Source organism: Pseudonocardia spirodelae (assembly GCF_037727765.1).
GTDB classification, from domain to species: domain Bacteria; phylum Actinomycetota; class Actinomycetes; order Mycobacteriales; family Pseudonocardiaceae; genus Pseudonocardia; species Pseudonocardia spirodelae.
On sequence record NZ_JBBJUP010000005.1, the window covers coordinates 151,419 to 174,944 of the forward strand.

A 23,526-nucleotide genomic window follows, 5' to 3' on the forward strand; every position below is an offset into this window, starting at 1 on the left:
GGGCGGGCGGCGGGAGGGCGGCGGTGGTCAGGGTGCGGGGGCGAGCAGGTGCCCGCGGACCAGCGCGCCGTGCGCCGTCCGGGCCGCGACGACCGCCCAGGCCACGACGAGCAGCCCGTAGAGCGCCACCGCCACGACGTCCAGGGCCGGGGTCCCGAGGCGGGCCGCGAGCAGGTTCGTCCCGGTCACGCAGGTGCCGACGGGGAACGTGAAGCTCCACCAGGTCAGCGCGAACGGCAGTCGACGCCGCGCCGTCCGGACGGTCACCGCGGCCGCCAGCGCCATCCAGAGCATCGCGAAGCCCCAGGTCGGGACGCCGTAGAGCACGGCGAACACGGCGGCGCCGGCCGCGTAGGGCTCGGGCAGCGTGCCCGGCGCGACGTTCGCGAGGAGCCCGGCGGCCGTGACCGACTGCCCCAGCGGGCCGAGCACGATCCACAGGGTGGGGACGGTCGCGGCCGGTCCGGGCCCGTGCACGACCAGCCGGTTCCAGATCTGCGGGAGCAGCGCGAGCGTCGCGAACAGGCTCATCCCGAACAGCGCGTAGCAGGCGACCAGCAGCGTGACCCGCCCCGGCCCGGGGGCCAGGTGGGCGACGAGCAGGGCGCCGTCGGCGGCCGACACCATCGGCGGCACGACCGGCATCAGCCAGCCGCCGAACGCGGCGTCCGGCCCGATCTCGTGGCGGGTGATCATCAGGTAGGGCACGCCGACGGCGGTGAGCAGCCCGAACGCCGTCCCGGTCAGCCACAGGGTCCAGCTCGCGGCGAGTGCGGCGGTCGCACCGAGGACCGGGATGCCGAACTGGACGGCCCCGGCGCCGACGGTCATCAGGGCCATCGCGACGGCGCCGTAGAACTGGGCGGCGACCGGGTCGGCCGCGTGCCCACGGGCCCGGGCGGGGAAGCGCAGGCGGTGCGCCGCGGCCGCCACGACCAGCACGACGAGCAGCACCGAGGCCAGCCCCCAGACCGCCGTGCCCCAGGCCGTCAGCGCCGGCGAGCGCAGCGGCAGCGTGGCGACCGCGCCGCCGACGATGCCGGTGCCCATCACCGACGCGAACCAGTTCGGCCCCAGCGAGGAGACGGCGTCGCCGGGACGGTCGAGGTCGCGCAGCAGTCCGATCCGGGCGAGCGCGTGCGGCCGTCGCGGCGGGTCCGGGACCTCGGCGGCGGGTCGGTCCAGGTGGGTCGTCATGGCCTCCACGGTGCGCGCGGCAGGAGCCGCGCGGTACCCGTCGCCGGGTTGCGCAGTCATAAGCTGTGCTTGTGGCTCTGTCTGCGCGTGTGTCCGACCTCGTGCCCTACGACCTGCTGGTCTCGGTCGCGACCCTGGGGAGCATGGGCAGGGCTGCCGTGGAGCACGGCATCTCGCAGGCCGCGGTCAGCGCGCGCATCCGGAGCCTGGAGTCCGCGCTCGGGCTGACCCTGCTGGAGCGCTCCCCGCGGGGCACCCGGCTCACCCCGGACGGCGCGCTGGTGGTGGAGCGGGCCCGGGCCGCGCTCGATGCGGCGCACGCACTCGACGAGGGGGTCGCCGCCCTGCGGACCGACCGCGCGGCCCGGCTTCGGGTGGCGGCCAGCGTCACCGTCGCGGAGTACCTCCTGCCGCGCTGGCTGGTCGCGCTGCGGGCCGAGCTGCCCGGTACCGCGGTCACCCTGACCTCGCACAACACCGCCGAGGTGGTCGACGACGTCCGCCGCGGGGACGCCGACATCGGCTTCGTCGAGGGGCCCGGGCTGCCCGCCGACCTCGACGGGCAGGTCGTCGCGCGGGACCGGCTGGTGCTCGTCGTCGCTCCGGACCACCCGTGGGCGGGCCGCCGGGCGGTGGACGCGTCCCGGCTGGCGTCGACCCCGCTGGTGGCCCGGGAGCCGGGGTCGGGCACCCGCGACTTCCTGGAGCGCGCGCTGGGCGCCCTGGCCCCGCCGGTGCTGGAGCTGGGATCGACGACGGCGATCAAGAACGCCGTCGCCGGCGGGGCGGGTCCCGCGGTGATCAGCGGCCTCGCCGTCGCGGCGGAGGTCGCGGCGGGGACGCTGCGGACGGTGCCGGTGCGCGGGGCGGACCTGCAGCGACGGCTGCGGGCGGCCTGGCGCCGTGGCCGGGCACCGTCGGGCCCGGCGCTGGTGCTGGTGCGGATCGCGTCACGACGCTGACCCCGGACATGCGCGACGACGTATACTCGACGATACCCCCGGGGGTATCCAGCCGACCGGGACCGATACGAGGGGACGATCGCGATGTGCCGACGCGCCACCTGCCGCAACTGCGGCAAGGTCACCTGGCAGGGCTGTGGGCAGCACGTGGACCAGGTCATGGCCGGTGTGCGGCCGGCCGAGCGCTGCCGCTGCACGCCGGCCGAGCGCTCCGGCCGCGGCCTGTTCGCGAGGCTGTTCGGCCGCCCCTGAGCGGGACCTGCGGCCCTGGGCCGCAGATACCCCGGGGGGTATCCATGGAGTGTCCGGACCACGATCGGAGACGCGCCATGATCCTCACGCAGTACTACCTGGAGTGCCTGTCCCAGGCCTCCTACCTCGTCGGCGACGAGACGACCGGGCGGGCCGTCGTCGTGGACCCCCGCCGCGACGTCGGGGAGTACGTCGCCGACGCCGCCGCGCACGGCCTGACGATCGTCGGGGTGATCGACACGCACTTCCACGCCGACTTCCTGGCGGGCCACCTGGAGCTCGCCGAGCGGACCGGGGCGTGGATCGGGTTCGGCGACGAGGCGCGTCCGGAGTTCCCGGCCCGCCTGCTCGCCGACGGCGAGCGGATCGCGCTCGGCGACGTCGTGCTCGAGGTGCTGGCGACACCGGGCCACACGCCCGAGTCGATCAGCGTCCTGGTGTGGGAGCACGCCGGCGACACGGTGCCCCACTCCGTCCTCACCGGTGACACGCTGTTCGTGGGCGACGTCGGCCGGCCGGACCTGCTGGCCTCGATCGGCGTGACCGCCGACGAGCTCGGCCGGCGGCTGCACGCCTCGGTGGCCCGCCTCATGGAGCTGCCCGACGCGGTGCGGGTGCTGCCCGGCCACGGCGCGGGCTCGGCCTGCGGGAAGAACCTGTCCACCGAGCGCGCCTCGACCATCGGTGACCAGCGGCGCGACAACCTCGCCTGCCGGCCGATGGACGTCGAGGACTTCCTCGCCATGGTCACCGCCGGTCAGCCGGCCGCGCCCGGCTACTTCGTCCACGACGCGATCGCCAACCGGCGCGAGCACGAGCTGTTCGACCCGGCGCGACCCGCGCGCCCGCTCCTCGCCGCCGAGGTCGACGACCTGCTCGACCGGGGCGCGGTCCTGCTCGACGCCCGCGACGCGGACGCGTTCGCCGCCGGGCACCTCCCCCGCTCCCTGTCGGTGCCGCTCGACGGCCGCTTCGCCGAGACCGCGGGCACCGTCGTCGACCCGGCCCGCGACGTCGTGGTGGTCGCCCCGCAGGACCGCGAGGAGGAGGTGGTGACCCGGCTGGCCCGGATCGGCGCCGACCGCGTCGTCGGCTACCTGCGCGACCCGGAGCCGGTGCTCGCGGCGCCCGGGCGCACACAGCGTTCGGAGCGGGTCGACGCGGCCACCCTGGCCGGGATGCTCGCCGGACCCGGCCGCCCCGAGGTGCTCGACGTGCGCAACCGCGGTGAGCTCGCCGCGGGCGCGGTGCCGGGGGCGCGCCAGATCCCGCTCGCCGAGCTGCCGCACCGCCTCGACGAGGTCGCACGCGACCGCACGGTCGTCGTGCACTGCGCGGGCGGCTACCGCTCGGGGGTCGCGGCCTCGCTGCTGCGCCGCGCCGGGTTCGTCGACGTCCGCGACCTCGCCGGCGGATACGCCGCGTGGGCGGCCCTGCCGGAGCAGCAACGTCGTCGCGCCGACGTCGTCGCGCACCTGCACCACCAGCTCGCGGTGGCCGCGGACTGGCACCCGGACCTGCCCGCACGGGGGTGAGCGGGTCCCGCCGGCGCCCCTCGACGCCGGCGGGACGGACGCGTCAGGCCGCCTTCGGCCGCTGCTCCACGACCTCGGACCGGTAGCTCTCGATGATCTCCATGAACTCGGTGTGCTCCGGCGTCGGCACCCCGCAGAAGTTCAGCGTCGAGGAGATCTCCAGCGCGACGGCGTCGAACTGCTCGTTCGTGATCTTCAGCGTCTCGTGCGCGGTGACCATGTCCATGCCCGGGTAGCACTGCGGGCCGCCCGCGGCCTGCACCGACCACGCCGTGACCAGGAACTTGTAGCCGGGGGCGTTGGCGGGGTCGCCGTGGTGGGCGTGCACCCCCTCGTTCGCGTTGACCGAGGCGTTGGCGAAGAGGCGGTCGACGAGGATGTCGACCGCCCCGGCGATCGCGTAGATCCCGCCGAGGCGGTCGTACAGGGACTGGTCGGTCATGAGAATGCTCCAACTCCGCTGTCGGGCACGGGCTCGGGACGGACCGCGTGATAGCGATCACGTCCCACCGTGTCCGACGGGAGAGGGTCTCGTCAATAGTGCACAACCGGTCCCGGGGTGCCACTGCCCGGTCGGACGGGCCGGGCCCGCTCAGTCGTCGACGGCGTGCTGGCCGCGGCGCCCGCCGTGACCGGCCAGCGACGGCACCTGCGCCCGGAGCCCGCCCGGCAGGTGCCGGGCCAGGTCGTCGCGGCCGTCCGGGCCGAGGGTGCGGGCCAGGGTGTCGAGCACCGCGACCGAGGCGTTCGTCGCCCACTCGAGGTCGTGCAGCTCCAGGTACTGCTGCACGCGGGACAGGAACACCTCCTCGGTGACCGGCCTGCGCTGCGGCGCCGGCACCGCGACGGCCGGGGCCCGGTGGTCGGGCACCGGTGCGTCGACGGCCTCGGGCTGGGCCGGGTTGCCGCCCCACCGCTCGCCCGGGCCGACCTGCTCGCCCTTCATCAGGAACGAGTCGGCGGCGAGCGTCGCGCCGTCGCCGATGACGGTCGAGTGGTGCACGAACGCCCGGACGCCGACGGCCACGCCGTCGCCCACCTCGGCCCGGCCGGACTCGAAGCGGCCGTCCTCCAGCGAGTGGCACTGGATCACCGAGCCGGCGTTGAGCACGACGTCGTCGCCGAGCGCGACGAGGCTCTTCTCCGGCAGCGCCGCGCCGTCGTCGAAGACGCGGCGGCCCGCGCTCAGGCCGGCGAGGCGGTTGCGCCACACCAGCAGCGGCGTCCCGGCGAGCACCGGGCGGACGTAGAGCTTCCAGAGCCGCTCGTGGAACCAGAAGTAGCGGTCGTAGATCGACGCGGTGCGCGGCTGCAGGCTGCGGAACCCGAGCGTGGCGCGCTCCAGCAGCGCCGACCACACCATGAGCAGCAGCGGGCCGAGGAACACCGCGGGGCCGAGCGCCCACAGCCCCCACACCGGCCACAGCGCGACCGACACCCCGACCGGCACGAGCGCGACCGCGGCGCCGAGGGCGCGCAGCAGCACGGTGACCACCAGCGACGAGGCGTTGTAGCGGTTCTTCGACCGCAGCCGCCGGGTCAGCTCCTCGTCGCTGCCCGGGTGGTTCGGGTGCGGGCCCGCGCCGGTGCGCGGGATCCGGATCGGCGGGGAACCGAGCAGCCCGACGCCGGAGTGGACGGGGCCGTCGACCGGGACCATGACCTTGGTCGCGAGCAGGACGTCGTCGCCGATCCGGGCACCGGGCGGCAGGTGCACGTCGTTGCCGACGAAGTTGTCGCGCCCCAGCCGCACCGGGCGGATGCGGAACGAGTCGTGCGACAGCTCGGTGTTCATCATGCGCAGGCCGTCGGACACCATCGTCCCGGTGCCGACGCGGGCGTGGCGCGGCGACTCCTGGCGCAGCTGGGTGCCGAAGTTCGACCCGGTCTGGCGCAGGTCGTCCAGGTCGTAGCCCAGGCCCCGCAGGTAGCCGGTGATGAACGAGCTGTCCCCGAGCAGCAGCACGAGGAAGCGGGCGTTGGACACCCCGGTCACGACCTGCTGGGCGACGTGGCGCACGCCGTACAGCGGGAAGGTGCGGTCCACCGGCACGAGCAGCCCGGCCAGGCGCGGCAGCGTCAGCACCGCCACCACGCCGACGATCAGCGCCAGCACGAACAGCGCCATGACCGCGATCGTGCCGACCAGGAAGAACCACCAGTGCGCGCCCATGTCGGCGCCGGTCAGCCCGATCAGCCCGGCGACCTGCGGGGCGAACCGGTCGAACGCGGCGACGGCGGTGGCCAGCAGCGCGGTCCCGACGGCCCAGGTGAGACCGGCGAACACGGCCGAGTAGGCGAACCGCCGGACCCGCCCCGACCCGGCCGGTGCGGGCCCGCGGTAGTCGGAGTCGCACGGCCCGGCCGGCGACCCGTGCCAGACCTGCCCGGCCGGCACGGTGACGCCGGGCCGCAGCGCCGAGGCGTGGCCGAGCTGGGAGCCGTCCTGCATCCAGGTGCGGACGTCGAGCACCGCGGCCTCGCCGACGACGCAGTCGTCGCCGACGCCGACCGGGCCGAACTCCAGGGCGCCGGGCACCGCCCGGTAGCCCTGCAGCGACGCCTCTGGGTGCACGATCGTGCGCGCCCCGATCCGGACGAGGTCGGTCGCGACCGGGACCGCGCCGAACAGGGCGCTGCCGCGCCCGATGCGGGCGCCGAGCATCCGCAGCCACACGGTGTACAGCGGGGTGCCGGCCGCCAGCACCATCGGGTTCGTGCGGATCAGCGTCGAGACGACCCAGAAGCGCAGGTGGGCGAGCCCCCACAGCGGCACGCTCCGTTCCCGGAACCGGCCGACGAGCGTCCACTTCGCGAGCACCGGCGCCAGCACGACGGCGAGCAGCACCCCCGCCGTCCAGGTGGCGGCCCGGCCGGTCAGCGCCACCGCGTCGGGCGCGGTCGAGATCCACCGGTAGCCGAGGACGAGGACCGCGGCGGCGGCGAACCCGGCGCCCAGCAGGAACAGCAGCTGGGCGGCACCGGTGAGCGCGTGCGCCACCGGCCGGGCGCGGACCGGCTCCACCGGCTCCGCGCCGGCGGCCGGGACGGCGCCGCCCAGCGCGGCGGCCAGCGACCGGACGGTGGGGTGGCGGTAGACGTCGCGCGCGGCGACCGCGGGCAGGTCGTCGCGGCGCCGGACGGCCGCGGCGAACCCGGCCAGCAGCAGCGACGTCGCGCCGAGCTCGTCGAAGAAGTCGGCCTCGACCGAGATCTCGCCGGGCTCCGCGCCGAGCGCGGCCGCGAGCTCCTCGACCAGGCCGCGCTCGACGTCGCCCGCCGGCGCGACGACCGGCCCGGCGGTGGCGACGCGCCCGCCGCTCGGGGCGGGCAGGTTCTTGCGGTCGGCCTTGTCGCTGGTGGTCATCGGGATGCGGTCGAGGTGCTCCAGGTAGGCGGGCACCATGTAGCCGGGCAGCCGGTCCTGCAGGCGGGCGCGCAGGTCGGTCGGCGGCTCGGCGCCGCGGACCAGGCTGTAGTAGCCGACCAGCTCCGTCGTCCCGGCCACGGGCTCGAACGTGTCGACGACGGCCATCGCGACGGCCGGGTGGTCCTGCAGGACGGCCTCGATCTCCGCCAGCTCGATGCGGTACCCGCGGATCTTGACCTGCAGGTCGATGCGGCCCTTGTACTCGATCTCGCGGTCGGCGGTGACCCGGCACAGGTCGCCGGTGCGGTAGATCAGCCCCGAGGGGTTGCCGGGGAGGTCGACGGGCGAGGGGACGAACACCTCGGCCGTCTTCTCGTCACGGTTGAGGTAACCGTCGGCCAGGCCGACCCCGGCGACGGCGAGCTCGCCGGTCTCGCCGAACGGCAGGACACGGGTGGGGTCCTCGGTGTCCAGGACGAGCGCGGCGTAGGTCGGGAGCGGCCGCCCGATCGTCACGGGGCGGTCCGGGTGCACCTGCGCCATCGTCGCGGTGACCGTGGCCTCGGTGGGGCCGTAGACGTTGAGGAACCGGCGCCGCGGGGTCCACCAGCGCCGGATCAGGTCCTGCGGGCACGCCTCCCCGGACACCAGCAGGAAGCGCAGGCCGTCGAGGTCGGGGGCGACGGTCGCGAGCAGCGTCGGCACGCAGCACAGCGCGGTGACACCGCGCTCGGCGAGGAAGTCGTGCAGGTCCTCCCCGACCAGCGACACCCCGGCCGGCTTCGGGACGAGGGTGGCGCCGACCAGCCACGACGTCCAGATCTCCTCGACCGAGAAGTCGAACGCCAGTGTCAGTCCCTGGTACATGCGGTCGTCGGGGCGGACGCCGTACTCGTCGGCGGCGACCCGCACGAAGTTGCAGATGGCCGCGTGCCCGATGACCACGCCCTTCGGGCGGCCGGTGGAGCCGGAGGTGTAGATCAGGTACGCCGGGTGCCCGCGGCCGGGGGAGCGGCGGGTGTCCGGTGCCGGCCGCGCGCCGGGGTGGCGCGCGATCGCCGCGGCGTGCGCGTCGACGTCGAGGACCTCGACGTCGCCCGCCGGCAGGTCGCCGACCTTCGCCAGTGCGCTGCCGGTGACGAGCAGCGTGCCCGCGGCGGAGTCGTCGAGGATGTAGGCGACACGGTCGGCGGGGAAGGCGGCGTCCATCGGGACGAACGTCGCGCCGCACTTGAGCACGGCGAGCATCGCGGTGTAGGCCGCGACCGGGTCGTCGAGCAGCAGGCCGACGACGTCGCCCGGACCGGTGCCCCGTGCGCGCAGGTGGTGGGCGAGCCGGTTGGCACGCCGGTCGAGGTCGCGGTAGGTCAGCCGCTCCGGCCCGGTGTCGACCGCGACGGAGTCCGGGTGGTCGTCGACGGCGGCCTCGAAGACCTCGGCGAGCTGCTCGCCCGGGCGGGCCCGCGACGGTTCGAGGGCCGTACCGGGCACGAGGACGCGCTCGTCGAGGGGCGCTCCGGACCCGGTGCCCGGACCGTCCGTCCGCGGGTGCGGGCTCGGCGCGCGTCGCCGGGTCGGGGACGGCCGGTAGGGCAGGTCGCGGCGGATCACCTGCGGGCGCCCCGGCTCCTCGCGGCCGTCGCCGCCGTCGACCCCGCCGGGGGGAGCCGATCGCTTGGACACGTCGGACATGACACCGGCCTACCCGAAGGCACCGGCGGCAAAAGTGCTGGCAGAGCGTGGCACTCGTCACTCGCAAAGTCGTGAACCCGGCCCGTCGGGCCTGCGTAGTCACGGCCGTCCGGTGTGTCGGCGCCCCGGCCGGTCCGGCCGTGCGCCGCAGGGCCATCGGGGCGCCGACAAGATCGGTTCCCAGGTCGGGCCGTCGATCGGCCCCTGGTCCGGCCGGTGGTCGCGCCCCCGCGACGTCACGGCCACGCGGGGTGCGGACCGGCGGGGAGGGCGGCGCCGTCGCCGGCCGGGGCGGCCCGGACGGCGGGCGCCCGGTCGTCGACGGTGGCGAGGATCACTCCCGACCGGGTGGACCTGCGGGTCGGCCGGATCACGCCGCCGCCCGCGTCGGGGACACACCGCGTGACCTCCGGTTGCGCACGGTGACACGGGTCCGGAGTGGACGGCGCCGGAGCGGGTCCACCGGGTTCAGGAACCCGCCGCCGGGGTGACGAGGTGCGCCGCCAGGTCCGGTACTCCGCCGGGTACGGCCACCTCCACCGGCCGCCACGACGACGGGACCCGGTCGAGCGGCAGCAGGGTGTCCGGTCCGCGCCGCCCGCGGGCGAACAGGGCGGCGCCGGAGTTGATCCGGCTCACCAGCACCCGGTCGCCGTGGGCCGCCAGCAGCGATGCCGTGTCGACCGCGATCACGACGTGCTCCTCGGAGGCGTAGCGGGGCAGGGCGTGCAGCCGGGCCAGCCGGTCCGGGTCGGCCCACAGGAACGCGCAGCCGTTGATCCGGCGCAGGTACTCGGCCACCGTGCAGCCCTCGAGCATCCGCTCCAGCGCCGCCGGGTTCAGCGGGCGCTGGTCGCGCAGCCAGGCCGTGCCGTGCTCGGGGTGCTGCAGCCGGACCGCCCGCGGGCGGCGCTCGGTCAGCAGCCGCTCCCGTTCGGCGCCGGTGACGCCGTAGCGGTCGAGCAGGCCGGACACCGGCAGCAGCCCGTGCGCGGCGATCCCCGGCCACGAGGCGGCGGGCGTGGTGTGGAACAGCCGCGGGGCGCGGCGGACGAGCTCGTCGGGCCCCACCGGCGGGTCAGGCCGCCAGCGCGGTGTCGAGGTCGGGGTACCAGGCGATCAGCCGGTCCAGCCCGGTCATGCGCACCGGCCGGATCACCGCGCGGTTGCCGGGGCCGGTCACGCCGTCCAGCCGGACGCCGGCCTCGCCGGCGGCCCGCGAGGAGCGGACGACCGCGGTCAGGCCGTGCGAGCCGAGGAACCCGACGCCGGACAGGTCGAGCACCGCCCGCTCGGGGCGGGTCTGGTGCAGCATCTGCGACATCCGGACGCGGATCGCGTCGGCCTCGGCCAGGTCGACGTCGCCGATGACCTCGAGGACGGTGACCCCCGGCCGCGGTGTGTGCTCCCGCAGGCTCACCCGCGACGTCGGCTCCGGCCAGCTCCCGGCGTGCCCGAGACGGCGGCGGGCCGGTTCGGCGGCGGTCACGACGACCGTCCGGCCCCGGGCAGCACCGGACCGCGGCCCCGCGGGCCGGATGGGGCGGGACCGTGCGTCCGGAAGCGTGCGGCCGAGGATGCGATGCCCTCACCGTACCGGTCGGGGGACCGATGTCCACCGGGTCGACCTGCGGGATCCGCGGCGCCGGGAGAGCCTTCACCGGGTGAGCACCTCCCCGGAACCACAGCCCCCGGTCGACGGCCCGGTCGACGGCCCGATCGACACCGTGGTGCGCCGCGCCCGGGTGCCCGGCCACGACGGCGCCGTCGACATCGCGCTGGCCGGGGGCCGCATCCGGTCGGTCGGCGTGCCCGTCGCGGCCGGGCCGGCCGAGGTCGACGCCGGGGACCGGCTGGTCGTCGCCGGGCTGGTCGACACCCACCTGCACCTGGACAAGGCACTCACCGCGGACCGCTGCTCCTGGTCGGGCGGCACGGTCGCCGACGCGATGGCCGAGACCGCCCGGATGAAGGCGGAGTTCACCGCCGACGACGTCGCGGACCGCGCCGGGCGGGTGCTCGCCGGCTGCGTCTCGCACGGCACCACCCGGGTGCGCACCCACGTCGAGCTGGACCCGACCGTGGGGCGGCGCGGTCTCGACGGCGTGCTGCGCGCCGCGCGGGAGTGGGCCTGGGCCGTCGACGTCGAGGTGTGCGTGTTCGCCCAGGACGGTCTGACCGGCTCGCCGGAGACCGGACGGCTGCTCGCCGAGGCGCTGGGCGAGGCCCGGGAGCAGGGCCGGCGGGCGGTCGTCGGCGGCGCCCCCTACGCCGACGACGACCCGGCCGGCCAGCTGGACCACGTGTTCGGCCTGGCCGCGGAGCACGACGCCGACGTCGACCTGCACCTCGACCTGTTCGACGGGACCGCCGAGGGAGCCCTGATCGGGACGCTCTGCGACCTGACCGAACGGACGGGGCTCGGCGGCCGCGTGACGGCGGGCCACGGGACCGCGTGGTCGTTCCTGGAGCCGCGGCGGCGGACCGCGGTGCTGGACCGCTGCGCCGGGACGGGGGTCGGGGTCGTCGTCCTGCCGTCGACGGACCTGTTCCTGACCGGGCGGGAGACCGGGGCGGGGATCCCGCGCGGGGTCGTCGTGCTGGACCGGCTGGTGGAGCGCGACGCCGCCGCGGCCGTGGCCACCAACAACGTGCGCAACGCCTTCACCCCCTACGGCGACGGCTCCCTGGTCCGGATGGCGAACCTGTACGCGAACCTGACCCACCAGGCGTCGCCGGAGCAGCTCGCCGCCTGCCTGGACCTGGTCGGCGACCGGGCCGCGCGCGTGCTCGGTGCCACGGCCGGGGTGGTCGCGGGCGCACCGGCCGACCTCGTCTGCCTCGACGCCCCCGACCCGGCGACGGCCGTCGCGGCCGTCGCCGGGGTGCGCTGGGTGCTGCGGGGCGGCCGGCGCACCGTCACCGGCGCGGCGGCAGAGCTGCACCCGCCCGTGTGACCCGGCTCATCGGTGCAGACCGGGCCCCGGCGGGGAACCCCCGGGGCATGAGCACACGCAACGGCCGGGCCGTGCGCTACGACCGGTACGGCGGCGTCGAGGAGCTGTACGTGGCCGAGGTCGGGTTCGACGACCCCGCACCCGGACGCGTGCTGGTCGAGGTGCACGCCGCCGGGATCAACCCGGGGGAGACCGCGCTGCGCGAGGGCGCCTTCGCCGACACCTGGCCCTCGGAGTTCCCGAGCGGGCAGGGCAGCGACTGGGCGGGTGTCGTCGTCGCGGTCGGCGAGGGCGTCACGGGCGTCGAGCCGGGCGAGGACGTGTTCGGCTGGACCGACGACCGCGCCGCCCAGGCCACCCACGTCGACGTCCCCGCCGGGCAGGTCCTGCACCGCCCGGCCGGGCTGGACGCCCCCACGGCCGGGGCGCTCTACATCGCGGGCACCGCCGCCGTCGCGTCGGTGGCGGCGGTCGACCCGCAGCCCGGCGAGACGGTCGTCGTCTCCGGGGCCGCGGGCGGCGTCGGGCAGATCGCGGTGCAGCTGCTGCGCCTGCGCGACGTCGAGGTGCTCGGCATCGCCTCGGAGCGCAACCACGACCGGCTGCGCGAGATGGCCGTGACGCCGGTGGCCTACGGCGCCTCGCCCGCACGGACGCTGGAGAACGTGCGCGCCGCGGCCCCCGAGCGGGTCCACGCCTGGGTCGACCTGTACGGCGGCGGCTACGTCGCGATGGCCCGTGAGCTGGGCGTCGACCCGGGCCGGATCAACACGATCATCGACTTCGCGGGCGCCGAGGAGCACGGCGTGCTCACCCGCGGCACCGCCGACGCCGACGCCCGCGAGGACCTCGCCGCGCTCGGCGACCTCGTCGCCGACAGCGCCCTGGAGGTGACCGTCGCGGCCGGGTACCGGCTCGCCGACGTCCGCGACGCCTACACCGAGCTGGAGAAGCGGCACACCGCGGGCAAGATCGTCCTGCTGCCGCAGGAGTGACCCCACCCACGAGAGGACCACCCGTCGTGCAGATCGGCTTCAAGCTCTTCGCCGAGGCGTACTCCCCGCAGGAGATGGTCCGCCAGGCCGTCCGCGCCGAGGCGGCCGGTTTCGACTTCGTCGAGATCTCCGACCACTACCACCCGTGGCTGGAGAGCCCCGGCCACTCCGGGTTCGCCTGGTCGATCCTGGCCGCGATCGCCGTGCGGACCGAGCGGATCGGGCTGGCCACCGGCGTGACCTGCCCGACGATCCGCTACCACCCGGCGATCATCGCCCAGGCCGCCGCGACGACCGCGCTGCTGTCCGAGGGCCGATTCACCCTGGGCGTCGGGTCCGGCGAGCAGCTGTCCGAGCACGTCACCGGGCACCCGTGGCCGGTCGTCGGGGTGCGGCACGCGATGCTCCGCGAGGCCCTGGAGATCATCCGCCTGCTGTGGTCCGGCGGCTACCGCACCTACCGCGGGACGTACCTGTCGGTCGAGGACGCGCGGGTGTTCGACCTGCCCGACACGCTGCCGGAGATCGCGGTCGCGGCGGGCGGGCCGCGGGCGGCGCGGATCGCGGGCGAGCTGGGTGACGCCCTGTTCGTCACCGAGCCGCGCACCGACCTGGTCGAGGCCTACACCGCCGCCGGCGGCACCGGCGCGCGCTGGGCCGAGGTCCCGCTGGCCTACGCCGGCACCGTCGAGGCGGCGCTGGAGTCCGCGCACCGGCTGTTTCGGTTCGGCCCGACCGGCTGGAAGATCCAGTCCGAGCTGCCGAACGTGCGCAACGTCGAGGCCGCGACCGCGTTCGTCCGGCCGGAGGACATGGCCGACGCCTTCGCGGCCGGACCCGACGCCGACACCCACGTGGAGATGGTCCGGACCTTCGCCGACGCCGGGTACGACCGGCTCGCGCTGATCAGCGCCGGTCCCGACGTCGAGGAGTTCTTCGGCTTCTACGAGCGGGAGCTGTCCCCCCGGCTGCGCGCGCTGCAGGGCGATCCCGTCGGGTCGGACGGGGCGCCGCCCGCGTCCGGCCCGGCAGGGTGGTGACCATGAACAGGGTCGTGCGCTTCACCGAGCTCGGCGGGCCCGAGGTGCTGACGGTCGTCGAGGAGCCGGTGCCGGTACCGGGGCCCGGCCAGGCCGTGGTGGCCGTCGAGGCGATCGGGCTGAACCGGGCCGAGTCGATGTTCCGGCGCGGGGACTACATCGAGCCGACCCGGCTGCCCGCCGGGCTCGGCTACGAGGCCGCCGGGACGGTGACGGCCGTGGGCGAGGGGGTGACCCGCTGGTCCGCGGGGGACCCGGTGAGCGTGGTGCCCGCGTTCTCGATGAACGAGTTCACCGTCTACGGCGACCACGCGCTCGTCCCGGCCCGGGCGCTGGTGCCGCGGCCGGTCGACGCCGTGACCGGGGCGGCGACCTGGATGCCGTTCCTCGTCGCCTACGCCGGGCTGCTCGAGAACCGGGTCCTGCAGCCGGGCGACCACGTGCTGGTCACGGCGGCGTCGTCGAGCGTGGGCCTGGCCGCGATCGCGGTGGCGAACCGGATCGGCGCGGTGCCGATCGCGACCAGCCGCACCCGGGCCAAGGCGCAGGCGCTGCTCGACGCCGGCGCCGCGCACGTCGTCGCGACCGGGGAGGAGGACCTGGTCGGGCGCTGCCGGGAGCTCACCGGCGGCCGCGGACTGGACGCGGTGTTCGACGCCGTCGCCGGGCCGGGCGTGGAGACCATGGCCGGCGCGGTCCGCCCGGACGGCACGATCGTCATCCACGGCCGGCTCTCCGGCGAGCCCACGATCTTCCCGACGGCGACGCTGCCCGACCTCGTCGTCCGCAGCTTCACCCTGTTCGCGATGACCCGCGACGAGGAGCGGCTGCGCCGGGCCGCCGCGTTCGTCGCCGCGGGGATGCGCGGCGGGGACTTCGCGCCACAGGTGGACCGGGTGTTCGACGGCCTGGACCGGGTCGCCGAGGCGCACGCGTACCTGGAGGCGGGCACGCAGGTCGGCAAGATCGTCCTGCGGCCCTGAGCCTCACTCCTCCAGCTTGGCGGGGTCCAGCGGCGCCGCCCGGACCCCGAGCCTGCGGTTGAGCAGCAGCGTGATGCCGTAGAGCACCAGGCCCAGGACCAGCAGCAGCCCGGCGAGCTCGTACTGGATCGCGTCGCGCCCGGAGAACGGCAGCACCAGGTACAGGCTCGCGACCGCGCCCACGACCGGCAGCCCGGGCGGGGCCCGGAAGTGGTGCTCGGCGATGCGGTCGCGGCGCAGCACCAGCACCGCGACGTTGACGATGGAGAACACGGCCAGCAGCAGCAGCGAGGTGGTGCCGCCCAGCGCGGACACGACGTCGGAGTCGGTGTCGAGCGAGACGTAGGTGATCAGCGCGAACGAGATCAGCGTCGTGAACACGATCGACACCCAGGGGGTGCGGCGGAACGGGTGCACCCTGGCCAGCGGCTTGGGCAGCACCGACTGCCTCGCCATGCCGTAGAGCAGCCGCGAGGCCATCAGCATGTTGATCAGGGCCGAGTTGGCGACCGCGAACATCGAGATGAACGGCAGCACGACGTCGGCCGGGATGCCCGGCGCGCCCGCCCGGACCACCTCCACCAGCGGCGTCTCGCTCGCGGCCAGCGGGCCGACCGGGACCAGCGCCACGGCGCAGACGGCGACGAGCACGTAGATGACCCCGGTGATCGTCAGACCGGTGATCATGATCTTCGGGAAGATCCGGCGCGGCTCGTGGCACTCCTCGGCCATGTTCACCGAGTCCTCGAAGCCGACCATCGCGAAGAAGGCCAGCGACGTCGCCGAGGTGACGGCCAGGAACACGCCCTTGTCCTCGGGCGTGTCGAACGCGACGACACGGGACCAGTCGGCGTCGCCGCCGGCGATCGCGTAGAGGCCGACCAGGAGCACCAGCAGCAGGCCGGACAGCTCGACGAGCGTGAGCACCACGTTGACCTTGACGCTCTCGCCGACGCCGCGGAAGTTGACCGCCGCGACGAGCAGCATGAAGCCCAGCGCGATCAGCACGATCCCGCCGTTGCCGAGGTCCAGCCCGAAGCCCTCGTTCAGGTTCGCCGCGAACGCCCGCGACGCCGTCGACGCCGAGGTGATGCCCGAGCTCATCACCACGAAGGTGACCATGAACGTGAGGAAGTGGACGCCGAACGCCTTGTGCGTGTAGAGCGCCGCGCCCGCTGCCTGGGGGTACTTGGTGACGAGCTCCAGGTAGGAGAACGCGGTGATCATCGCGACGGCGAACGCGACCAGGAACGGCACCCAGGCCGCCCCGCCGACCTCCTCGGCGACCTGGCCGACCAGTGCGTAGATCCCGGTGCCCAGGATGTCGCCGACGATGAACAGCAGCAGCAGCCGCGGACCCATCACCCGCTTCAGCGCGGGCTGGTCCTCCCCGGTCGTCGACGTGGTGGCCTCGGCCATCTCCGGCGGTCCCCCTCCTGCGGCGTGGCCCTGCGCGCGCCGCGACGCGGACAGCCTGGTCGGCCCCCGTCGCGGTGTCGAGTCGGAACCGTCGCCCCCGGTGACGCCCCGGGTTTCATCTCGATTGACCATGTGTGACCCAGGTCATACGGCGTTCACTGTCCGGCATCCGTCACCCGCCGTCCCCGGAGGTCGAGATGCGTTCCGCCTACCGTGTCCTCGCCTGGCTGATCGCGCTCGAGGTCGTGGTCCAGGCCGGGGCGATCGCGTACGCCGTGTTCGGGCTGTCCACCTGGATCCAGGGCGGTGGCGTGCTCGACAAGGCCGCGATGGAGAGCGAGACGACGGAGTTCACCGGCCTCGGCGGGTTCCCGCTGCACGGCATCAACGGGCAGATGGTCATCCCCGCCCTCGGGCTGATCCTGCTGGTCGTGGCGTTCTTCGCGCGCATCGCCGGTGGGGTGCGGTGGGCCGCGACCGTGCTCGGGCTGATCGTGCTGCAGGTGCTGCTCGGGCTGTTCGCCCACGACGTCACCGCCCTCGGTGCGCTGCACGGCGCCACCGCGCTGGCCCTGCTGGCGTGCGCGGTGCTCGCCGCACGGCGGGCCGGCGCCCCGGCGACGACCGCCGCACCGGCCGGCGAGCGGGTCGCCTGAACCCCGTCGCGGCCCGGTGGCGCCCGGCCGTCGCGCTGCTGGCGACGCTCGCCCTGCTCGGCCCGGTCGGCTGGCTGTGGTGGTCGAGCCTGCTGCCGACGCCCTACGCGGTGACCGACATGGGCCATGTCGACGACGGCGGGGTCCCGCTGCCCGGCCCGGCCGGGCACCACGCCGGCGCGGCGGCCCACGGGGGGCACGGCGGGCAGGCCGTCGGCGGGCGGACCGTCGGCGTGGACACGCTGCGCGAGACCTCCACCGCGCCACCGGCGGTGTCGCTCACCCTGACCGCCCGGCGGGACCGGATCGCGCTGCCGACCGGGCGTGTCCTGGATGGCTACACCCTGAACGGGACGTCCCCGGGCCCGCTGATCCGGGTGCGCCAGGGCGACGTGCTGCAGGTCCGGCTGGTCAACGCCGACGTCGCCGAGGGCGTCACGCTGCACTGGCACGGCGTCGACGTCCCGAACGGCGACGACGGCACCGCCGGGGTCACCCAGGACGCCGTACCGCCCGGCGGCGAGTTCGTGTACCGCTTCCTCGCCCGCGACGCCGGCACGTACTGGTACCACTCCCACCAGGTCGCGGACAGCCAGGTGCAGCGCGGGCTCTACGGCGCGCTCGTCGTCGAGCCGCGGGACGGGCCGCCGGTGCGCGACGTGGTCGCCACCGCCCACCTCTACGACGGCGCCCGCCTGCTCGACGGCCGCTCGCCGACCCTCGCCGTGCCCGCCGCCCCCGGGGAGCGGGTCCGGGTGCGGGTGGTCAACACCGACAACGGGCCGACGTCGGCCTGGGTGACCGGCGCGCCCTTCCGGCTGGTCGCGATCGACGGGACCGACGTGCACGGGCCGTCGCCGGTCGAGGGCCGGTCGGTGCCGGTCACCGCGGGGGGCCGGGCCGACCTGGAGGTCACGGTGCCGCCCGGCGGGGCCCGGGTGGAGATCGGCGGCAACGCCGCGGTCGTGCTCGGTGCCGGGCCCGGCCCGCCGCCGTCGCCGCGCCCGGAGCAGGCCCTGGACCCGCTCGGCTACGGCACGCCCGCGCCGCTCGGATTCGACCCGGCGGCCGCGGCCCGGACCTTCGGCTACGCGATCGGGCGCCGTCCGGGGTTCCTCGACGGCGTGCCCGGCCTGTGGTGGACGGTGAACGGCCGGATGTGGCCGGACGTGCCGATGTTCATGGTCGCCGAGGGCGAGGTCGTCCGGATGCGGATCTCCAACGACAGCGGCGAGGTCCACCCCATGCACCTGCACGGCCACCACGCCGTGGTGCTGTCGCGCGACGGGGTGCCGTCGACCGGCAGCCCGTGGTGGGTGGACTCGCTCGACGTCGCGGACGGGGAGTCCTACGAGGTCGCGCTGCTCGCCGACAACCCGGGCGTGTGGATGGACCACTGCCACAACCTGACCCACCCGTCGGAGGGGCTGGTCGCGCACCTGATGTACGCGGGGGTGAGCACGCCGTACCGGGTGGGCGGGCCGGTGGGCAACGACCCGGAGTGAGCCTCAGCTGCGGTGCCGGGACCGCCGCGGGGTGTCGGGGTAGGGCTCGTAGGCGTCCTCGGCGACGCCGACCGGGCCGCGCGGCGCGGGCTGCGCGGCGTGCCCGGGCGGCGGGCCGAACGGACCGGGCCCGGGCAGCGGGCCGGCCGGCGGGCGCCCCGGCAGCGGGGGAGCGGGCGGCATCGGCGCCGGGGGCGCCGCGGCCCGCTCGCGCTCCCGCTCGGCCTGCTCCAGCAGCAGGTCGCGGATCTGGCCCAGCAGCTCGCTGTCGGTCTCGGGCACGTCGGTGTCCTCGCCCTGCCTGCGCCGCTCCTGCAGCCACTTCATCGGGAACACGACGAGGAAGTAGATGACCGCCGCGGTGATCAGGAAGGTGATGACGGCGTTGAGGAAGCTCGCGTAGTCGAGCTGCACCTCGTCGGTCAGCGGGATCGTGCCGGGGGGCACGGCGTCCTCGCCGCCGGAGAACAGCCGCAGCAGCGGCTCCAGGAAGGCGCGGGTGAACGCGGTGACCACGGCGGTGAAGGCCGCACCGATGACGACGGCGACCGCCAGGTCGATCACGTTGCCGCGCAGCAGGAATTCCTTGAAGCCCTTCAGCACGCCGGAGCACTCCTCGAGGACGGGTCGGAGGTGGGGGTGGGTCCGGCGAGGGAGGCTAACCCGGACGTGCGCGGCCCGCCGGGCGTCGCCGGGCCGGGCGGCGGGCCGCTCGGTGGGCGGGGCGCCGACGTCGGCGGGCGGGGCGCCTCAGGCGTCGCGGCCGGCGATGAGGCGGTCGAGGAAGTCGCCGGCCTCGCGGGCGGCCCGCTCGACGTCGCCGGCGGCGATGGCCTCGACGATCCCGGCGTGCGAGACGTCGTCGTCGGTGCCGACGGTGCCGGGCATCGTGGTCACGACGCTGTGCGCGACCGCCTCGACCACGCCCCGGTAGAGCTCGGCGAGCAGCGCGTTGCCCGCGCAGCGCACGACGGCGAGGTGGAAGTCGGTGTCGGCGCGGGCCGCGAGCTCCAGCGTCGCCGCGTCGGGCTCCTCGCCGCGGCGGGCGGGGGCGGCGACGGCCTCGACGGCGGTGTCGCGCCCGGCCAGCGCGGTGCGCAGCGCGGCCACGTCGGCGTCGGTGCGGCGGGCGGCGGCGAGCCGGGCGGCCTCGACCTCCAGGGTGCGCCGGACCTCCAGGACCTCGCGCAGCTCCGGGCCGCACAGCGTGCGCAGCGCGCCGGACAGCTCGGTCGTCGCCCGCACGTAGGTGCCGTCGCCCTGGCGGACCTCCAGCAGGCCGCCGTGGGCGAGCGCCCGCACCGCCTCGCGGACGGTGTTGCGCCCCACCTCCAGCGACGCGGCCAGCTCCGACTCCGGCGGTATCCGCCCGCCGACCGGCCACTCACCACCGGTGATGGCGGAACGGAGCTGGCTGATGACCTGGTCGACCAGGCCGCCGCGGCGCGCTGTGACGAGTGGCACCGGATCATCCTCCCATCCGAACATCCTACGTCTGTAACAATACTGTTTCGTGAGCATTGCTGAGCAGGAGACGCGCGCGGAGGAGACCATCGCCACCGGACGGGCCGAGGAGGTGGGGCCGTCGCGCCGCGGTGCCCTCGTCGGGACGCCCCTGCTCGTCGTCGGCGTGGCGCTGGCCGCGTCGAACCTGCGCCCGGCCGTCACCTCGATGGCGTCGGTGCTCGGCGAGGTCCGCGACGACCTCGGCGCCTCCGCGGCCTGGACGAGCGTGCTCACCGCCGTCCCGACGATCTGCTTCGGCCTCGCCGCCGTCGCCGCCCCCCTGCTCGGGCGCCGGCTGGGCATGGCGCGGGCCGTCGCCGTCGCGCTGGCGGTGCTGACCGCCGGCCTGGTGCTGCGCATCGTGGACGGTCCCTGGGTGGTGCTCGGCGGGACGTTCGTCGCCGCGGCGGGCATCGCGATCGGCAACGTGCTCATCCCGGTCGTGGTCAAGGAGTCCTTCCCGCACGCCGTCGGCCGGGTCACCGGCGTCTACACCGCGGCGCTCGCCGCCGGCGGCGGGATCGGCGCCGCGTTCACCCCGCCGCTGGAGCCCCTGGTGGGCGGCTGGCGCGGCGCGGTCGGGGCGTGGGCGCTGCTGTCGGCCGCGGCGCTGGTCGTCTGGCTGGCCGGGGCCCGCCACGGCGAGCCGCGCCCGTCCGGCCGGGCCGCCGGCGCCGGTGCGGAGCGGCGGCCGATGCTGCGCCGCCCGCTGGCCTGGGTGGTCACCGCGTTCTTCGGGCTGCAGGCCTGCGTCGCCTACGTCGCGATGGGCTGGCTCTCCGAGATGTTCGTCTCGGTCGGGGTCACCCGCACCGACGCCGGGCTGATGCTCGCCGCCATCAACCTGATCGGCATCCCGCTGAGCTTCCTCATCCCGCCGGTCGCGCTGAACCGGCCGTCGCAGTCGGGCTGGATCGTCGGGCTCGCCTGCTGCTCGCTCGTCGCCGTCGCGGGTCTGGCGGTCGCCCCGGCCGCCGCGCCGTGGCTGTGGACGATCCTGCTCGGCACCGGCATGGCCGTCTTCCCGCTGGGGCTCGGGGTGATCGCGCTGCGCACCCGCGACGCCGCGGAGACCACCGACCTGTCGGCGATGGCCCAGGGCATCGGGTACCTGGTCGGGGCGGCCGGACCGTTCCTGTTCGGGATGCTGCACGGCGTCACCGGGTCGTGGACGCCGTCGCTGGTCCTGCTCGGCGTGGTGATCGTCGTGGAGATGGTGCTGGGCTGGGTCGCGGGGCGTCCGCGCTACGTCTGAGGCCGCCCCCGGCGGCGGGAAGGGCGCAGGTGGGCGCGGTGTACCGTCGGTCGCACCCGACCGGTGGGCGCCCGGGCAGCGTCGCCCCGCGCCTCCGCCATGTGGTTCCGCAGATCCGTCAGGGAGTACTCGTGACCGACACCGCCCTTCCCCCGGCCGGGGACACGGCGCGGCTGGTCGACCAGACCGGCCCGTACTTCGGCCGCTTCGGCGGCCGCTACGTCCCGGAGGCGCTCGTCGCGGCGCTGGACGAACTGGAGCAGGCCTACCACGCGGCGATGACCGACGAGGCGTTCCAGTCCGAGCTCGCCGAGCTGCACCGCACCTACTCCGGCCGCCCGAGCCTGGTCACCGAGGCGCCGCGGTTCGCCGCGCACGCCGGCGGTGCGCGGATCCTGCTCAAGCGCGAGGACCTGAACCACACCGGCTCACACAAGATCAACAACGTGCTGGGCCAGGCGCTGCTCACCACGCGCATGGGCAAGACGCGGGTCATCGCCGAGACCGGCGCGGGCCAGCACGGTGTCGCCTCGGCCACCGCCGCCGCCCTGATGGGCCTGGAGTGCGTCGTCTACATGGGCGAGGTCGACACCGAGCGCCAGGCGCTCAACGTCGCCCGGATGCGGATGCTCGGCGCCGAGGTCCGCCCGGTCACCTCGGGCACGCGGACCCTCAAGGACGCGATGAACGAGGCGATGCGCGACTGGGTCACCAACGTGGCCGACACGCACTACCTGATCGGCTCGGTCGCCGGGCCGCACCCGTTCCCGGCGATGGTGCGCGACTTCCAGCGGATCATCGGCGTGGAGGCGCGGCAGCAGGTCCAGGACCTCACCGGCGCGCTGCCCGACCTGGTGTGCGCCTGCGTCGGCGGCGGGTCCAACGCGATGGGCATCTTCCACGCCTTCCTCGACGACGCCTCGGTCGAGCTGGTCGGCTTCGAGGCCGGCGGCGACGGGGTGGACACCCCGCGGCACGCGTCGTCGATCGGCGGCGGCGACGTCGGCGTCCTGCACGGCTCGCGCAGCTTCATCCTCCAGGACGAGGACGGCCAGACCCGCGACTCGCACTCCATCTCCGCCGGCCTGGACTACCCGGGCGTCGGCCCGGAGCACTCGTGGCTGCACGACATGCGCCGTGCCCGCTACGAGTCGGTCACCGACCGCGAGGCCATGGAGGCGTTCCGGCTGCTCTGCCGCACCGAGGGCATCATCCCGGCGATCGAGAGCGCGCACGCGCTGGCCGGCGCGTTGCGCGAGGCGACGCGCCTCGGCGAGGGCAAGGTCGTGCTGGTCAACCTGTCCGGCCGCGGCGACAAGGACGTCGACACCGCCGCGAAGTACTTCAACCTGATCGACGACGAGGGCAACGCCGTGATGGACGGGACGGTCTGATGGGCAGCGTGGCGCAGCGGATCCAGGAGGTCCGCGCCGAGGGCCGGGCCGCCCTCGTCGGGTACCTGCCGGTCGGGTTCCCGACCGTCGAGGGCTCGGTCGAGGCGATGCGGGCGATGGTCGCCGGCGGCGTGGACGTCGTCGAGATCGGCCTGCCCTACTCCGACCCGCTGATGGATGGGCCGGTCATCCAGCGTGCGACCCAGCAGGCGCTCGACAACGGCGCGCGCAGCCGCGACGCCTTCACCGCGGTCCGCGGTGTCGTCGAGGCCGGGGCGCCCGCGCTGGTCATGACCTACTGGAACCTCATCGACCGCTACGGCGTCGAGCGGTTCGCCGCCGACCTCGCGGCGGCGGGCGGCTCCGGGCTCATCACGCCCGACCTGCTGCCCGACGACTGCGACGACTGGCTGACCGCGTCGGAGAAGCACGACCTCGACCGCGTCTTCCTGGTCGCCCAGACCACGACGCCCGAGCGGATGCGGATGACCGTCGGGTCCAGCCGCGGCTTCCTCTACGCCGCGTCGCTGATGGGCGTCACCGGCGTGCGCTCGGTCGGCGTCGAGGCCCGCGACCTGGTCACCCGGGCGCGCGAGTACGCGAGCCTGCCGGTCTGCGTCGGCCTGGGCGTGCGCACCGCCGAGCAGGCCGCCGACGTCGCCTCCTACGCCGACGGCGTCATCGTCGGCACGGCGTTCGTGCAGGCACTGGAGTCCGGCGGCCCGTCCGCCGTCGAGTCGCTCGCCCGCGAGCTCGCCGACGGCGTCCGCTCCGCGACGGCCGTCTCGGCCTGACCCCACCCGGCCGC

19 protein-coding genes and 1 pseudogene are annotated in these 23,526 nt (G+C 75.5%); 12 read left to right on the forward strand and 8 right to left on the reverse strand.

What is annotated here, in order from left to right; genetic code table 11:
- Positions 1-27 precede the first annotated feature (27 nt).
- Complete coding sequence (locus tag WJX68_RS07895; RefSeq protein WP_340287527.1) at positions 28-1,197, reverse strand: TDT family transporter; 1,170 nt, start codon at positions 1,195-1,197, stop codon at positions 28-30.
- 71 nt (positions 1,198-1,268) lie between these two features.
- On the opposite strand from WJX68_RS07895, the gene WJX68_RS07900 reads away from it, so the two are divergent.
- The 3 genes from WJX68_RS07900 (at position 1,269) to WJX68_RS07910 (ending at position 3,946) form a co-directional block, all read left to right on the forward strand.
- Complete coding sequence (locus WJX68_RS07900; protein WP_340287529.1) at positions 1,269-2,159, forward strand: LysR family transcriptional regulator; 891 nt, start codon at positions 1,269-1,271, stop codon at positions 2,157-2,159.
- An 84-nt stretch (positions 2,160-2,243) separates the two neighbouring features.
- Complete coding sequence (locus WJX68_RS07905; protein WP_340287531.1) at positions 2,244-2,411, forward strand: hypothetical protein; 168 nt, start codon at positions 2,244-2,246, stop codon at positions 2,409-2,411.
- A 77-nt stretch (positions 2,412-2,488) separates the two neighbouring features.
- Positions 2,489-3,946, forward strand: coding sequence for an MBL fold metallo-hydrolase (locus WJX68_RS07910; protein ID WP_340287533.1), 1,458 nt, complete (start codon positions 2,489-2,491; stop codon positions 3,944-3,946).
- Positions 3,947-3,989: 43 nt separating this feature from the next.
- On the opposite strand, the gene WJX68_RS07915 is transcribed toward WJX68_RS07910, so the two are convergent.
- From WJX68_RS07915 to WJX68_RS07930, 4 genes are all read right to left on the reverse strand, one after another.
- On the reverse strand, positions 3,990-4,388 hold the full coding sequence (locus WJX68_RS07915; RefSeq protein ID WP_340287535.1) for a group I truncated hemoglobin: 399 nt from the start codon (positions 4,386-4,388) through the stop codon (positions 3,990-3,992).
- A gap of 150 nt (positions 4,389-4,538) precedes the next feature.
- Entirely contained in the window at positions 4,539-9,008 is a 4,470-nt protein-coding gene (locus tag WJX68_RS07920) for a Pls/PosA family non-ribosomal peptide synthetase (protein WP_340287537.1), read from the reverse strand.
- A gap of 468 nt (positions 9,009-9,476) precedes the next feature.
- On the reverse strand, positions 9,477-10,079 hold the full coding sequence (locus WJX68_RS07925; RefSeq protein ID WP_340287539.1) for a DUF7002 family protein: 603 nt from the start codon (positions 10,077-10,079) through the stop codon (positions 9,477-9,479).
- 7 nt (positions 10,080-10,086) lie between these two features.
- Positions 10,087-10,497, reverse strand: coding sequence for an STAS domain-containing protein (locus WJX68_RS07930; protein ID WP_340287541.1), 411 nt, complete (start codon positions 10,495-10,497; stop codon positions 10,087-10,089).
- Positions 10,498-10,672: 175 nt separating this feature from the next.
- Here WJX68_RS07930 and WJX68_RS07935 point away from each other — a divergent pair, with 175 nt between their 5' ends.
- From WJX68_RS07935 to WJX68_RS07950, 4 genes are read left to right on the forward strand one after another with little or no spacing between them, the layout of a single operon-like run.
- Complete coding sequence (locus WJX68_RS07935; RefSeq protein WP_340287543.1) at positions 10,673-11,965, forward strand: amidohydrolase family protein; 1,293 nt, start codon at positions 10,673-10,675, stop codon at positions 11,963-11,965.
- A gap of 47 nt (positions 11,966-12,012) precedes the next feature.
- Entirely contained in the window at positions 12,013-12,960 is a 948-nt protein-coding gene (locus WJX68_RS07940; protein ID WP_340287545.1) for an NADP-dependent oxidoreductase, read from the forward strand.
- 26 nt (positions 12,961-12,986) lie between these two features.
- Positions 12,987-14,000 (forward strand): TIGR03557 family F420-dependent LLM class oxidoreductase, encoded by a 1,014-nt coding sequence (locus WJX68_RS07945; RefSeq protein WP_340287547.1) that lies wholly within the window; start codon positions 12,987-12,989, stop codon positions 13,998-14,000.
- A gap of 2 nt (positions 14,001-14,002) precedes the next feature.
- Positions 14,003-14,983 (forward strand): zinc-dependent alcohol dehydrogenase family protein, encoded by a 981-nt coding sequence (locus WJX68_RS07950; protein WP_340287549.1) that lies wholly within the window; start codon positions 14,003-14,005, stop codon positions 14,981-14,983.
- A gap of 3 nt (positions 14,984-14,986) precedes the next feature.
- Here WJX68_RS07950 and WJX68_RS07955 read toward each other — a convergent pair whose 3' ends face one another.
- On the reverse strand, positions 14,987-16,402 hold the full coding sequence (locus tag WJX68_RS07955; protein WP_340287551.1) for an APC family permease: 1,416 nt from the start codon (positions 16,400-16,402) through the stop codon (positions 14,987-14,989).
- A 197-nt stretch (positions 16,403-16,599) separates the two neighbouring features.
- Here WJX68_RS07955 and WJX68_RS07960 point away from each other — a divergent pair, with 197 nt between their 5' ends.
- Both WJX68_RS07960 and WJX68_RS07965 read left to right on the forward strand, forming a co-directional pair.
- The gene (locus tag WJX68_RS07960) at positions 16,600-17,058 is read left to right on the forward strand and encodes a hypothetical protein (RefSeq protein ID WP_340287553.1); all 459 of its coding nucleotides are present in this window, start codon (positions 16,600-16,602) and stop codon (positions 17,056-17,058) included.
- Positions 16,983-18,563, forward strand: coding sequence for a multicopper oxidase family protein (locus WJX68_RS07965; protein ID WP_340287555.1), 1,581 nt, complete (start codon positions 16,983-16,985; stop codon positions 18,561-18,563). Before WJX68_RS07960 ends, WJX68_RS07965 begins: the two co-directional genes overlap by 76 nt.
- Positions 18,564-18,797: 234 nt before the next feature.
- Here the strand turns inward: WJX68_RS07965 and mscL are convergent.
- Together mscL and WJX68_RS07975 are read right to left on the reverse strand one after the other, a co-directional pair.
- A pseudogene (gene mscL, locus WJX68_RS25210) lies at positions 18,798-19,166 on the reverse strand (large conductance mechanosensitive channel protein MscL); the annotation flags it as partial.
- A gap of 147 nt (positions 19,167-19,313) precedes the next feature.
- Positions 19,314-20,027: a FadR/GntR family transcriptional regulator gene (locus tag WJX68_RS07975; RefSeq protein ID WP_340287559.1), complete on the reverse strand. Its 714-nt coding sequence runs from the start codon at positions 20,025-20,027 to the stop codon at positions 19,314-19,316.
- A 49-nt stretch (positions 20,028-20,076) separates the two neighbouring features.
- On the opposite strand from WJX68_RS07975, the gene WJX68_RS07980 reads away from it, so the two are divergent.
- The 3 genes from WJX68_RS07980 to trpA all read left to right on the forward strand — a co-directional run bounded on the left by WJX68_RS07980 (position 20,077) and on the right by trpA (position 23,512).
- Positions 20,077-21,324, forward strand: a complete 1,248-nt coding sequence (locus WJX68_RS07980; RefSeq protein WP_422785671.1) for an MFS transporter — start codon at positions 20,077-20,079, stop codon at positions 21,322-21,324.
- Between the two features lie 131 nt (positions 21,325-21,455).
- Complete coding sequence (trpB, locus tag WJX68_RS07985) at positions 21,456-22,718, forward strand: tryptophan synthase subunit beta (RefSeq protein WP_340287561.1); 1,263 nt, start codon at positions 21,456-21,458, stop codon at positions 22,716-22,718.
- Positions 22,718-23,512: a tryptophan synthase subunit alpha gene (trpA, locus tag WJX68_RS07990; RefSeq protein ID WP_340287563.1), complete on the forward strand. Its 795-nt coding sequence runs from the start codon at positions 22,718-22,720 to the stop codon at positions 23,510-23,512. Before trpB ends, trpA begins: the two co-directional genes overlap by 1 nt.
- Positions 23,513-23,526 lie beyond the last annotated feature (14 nt).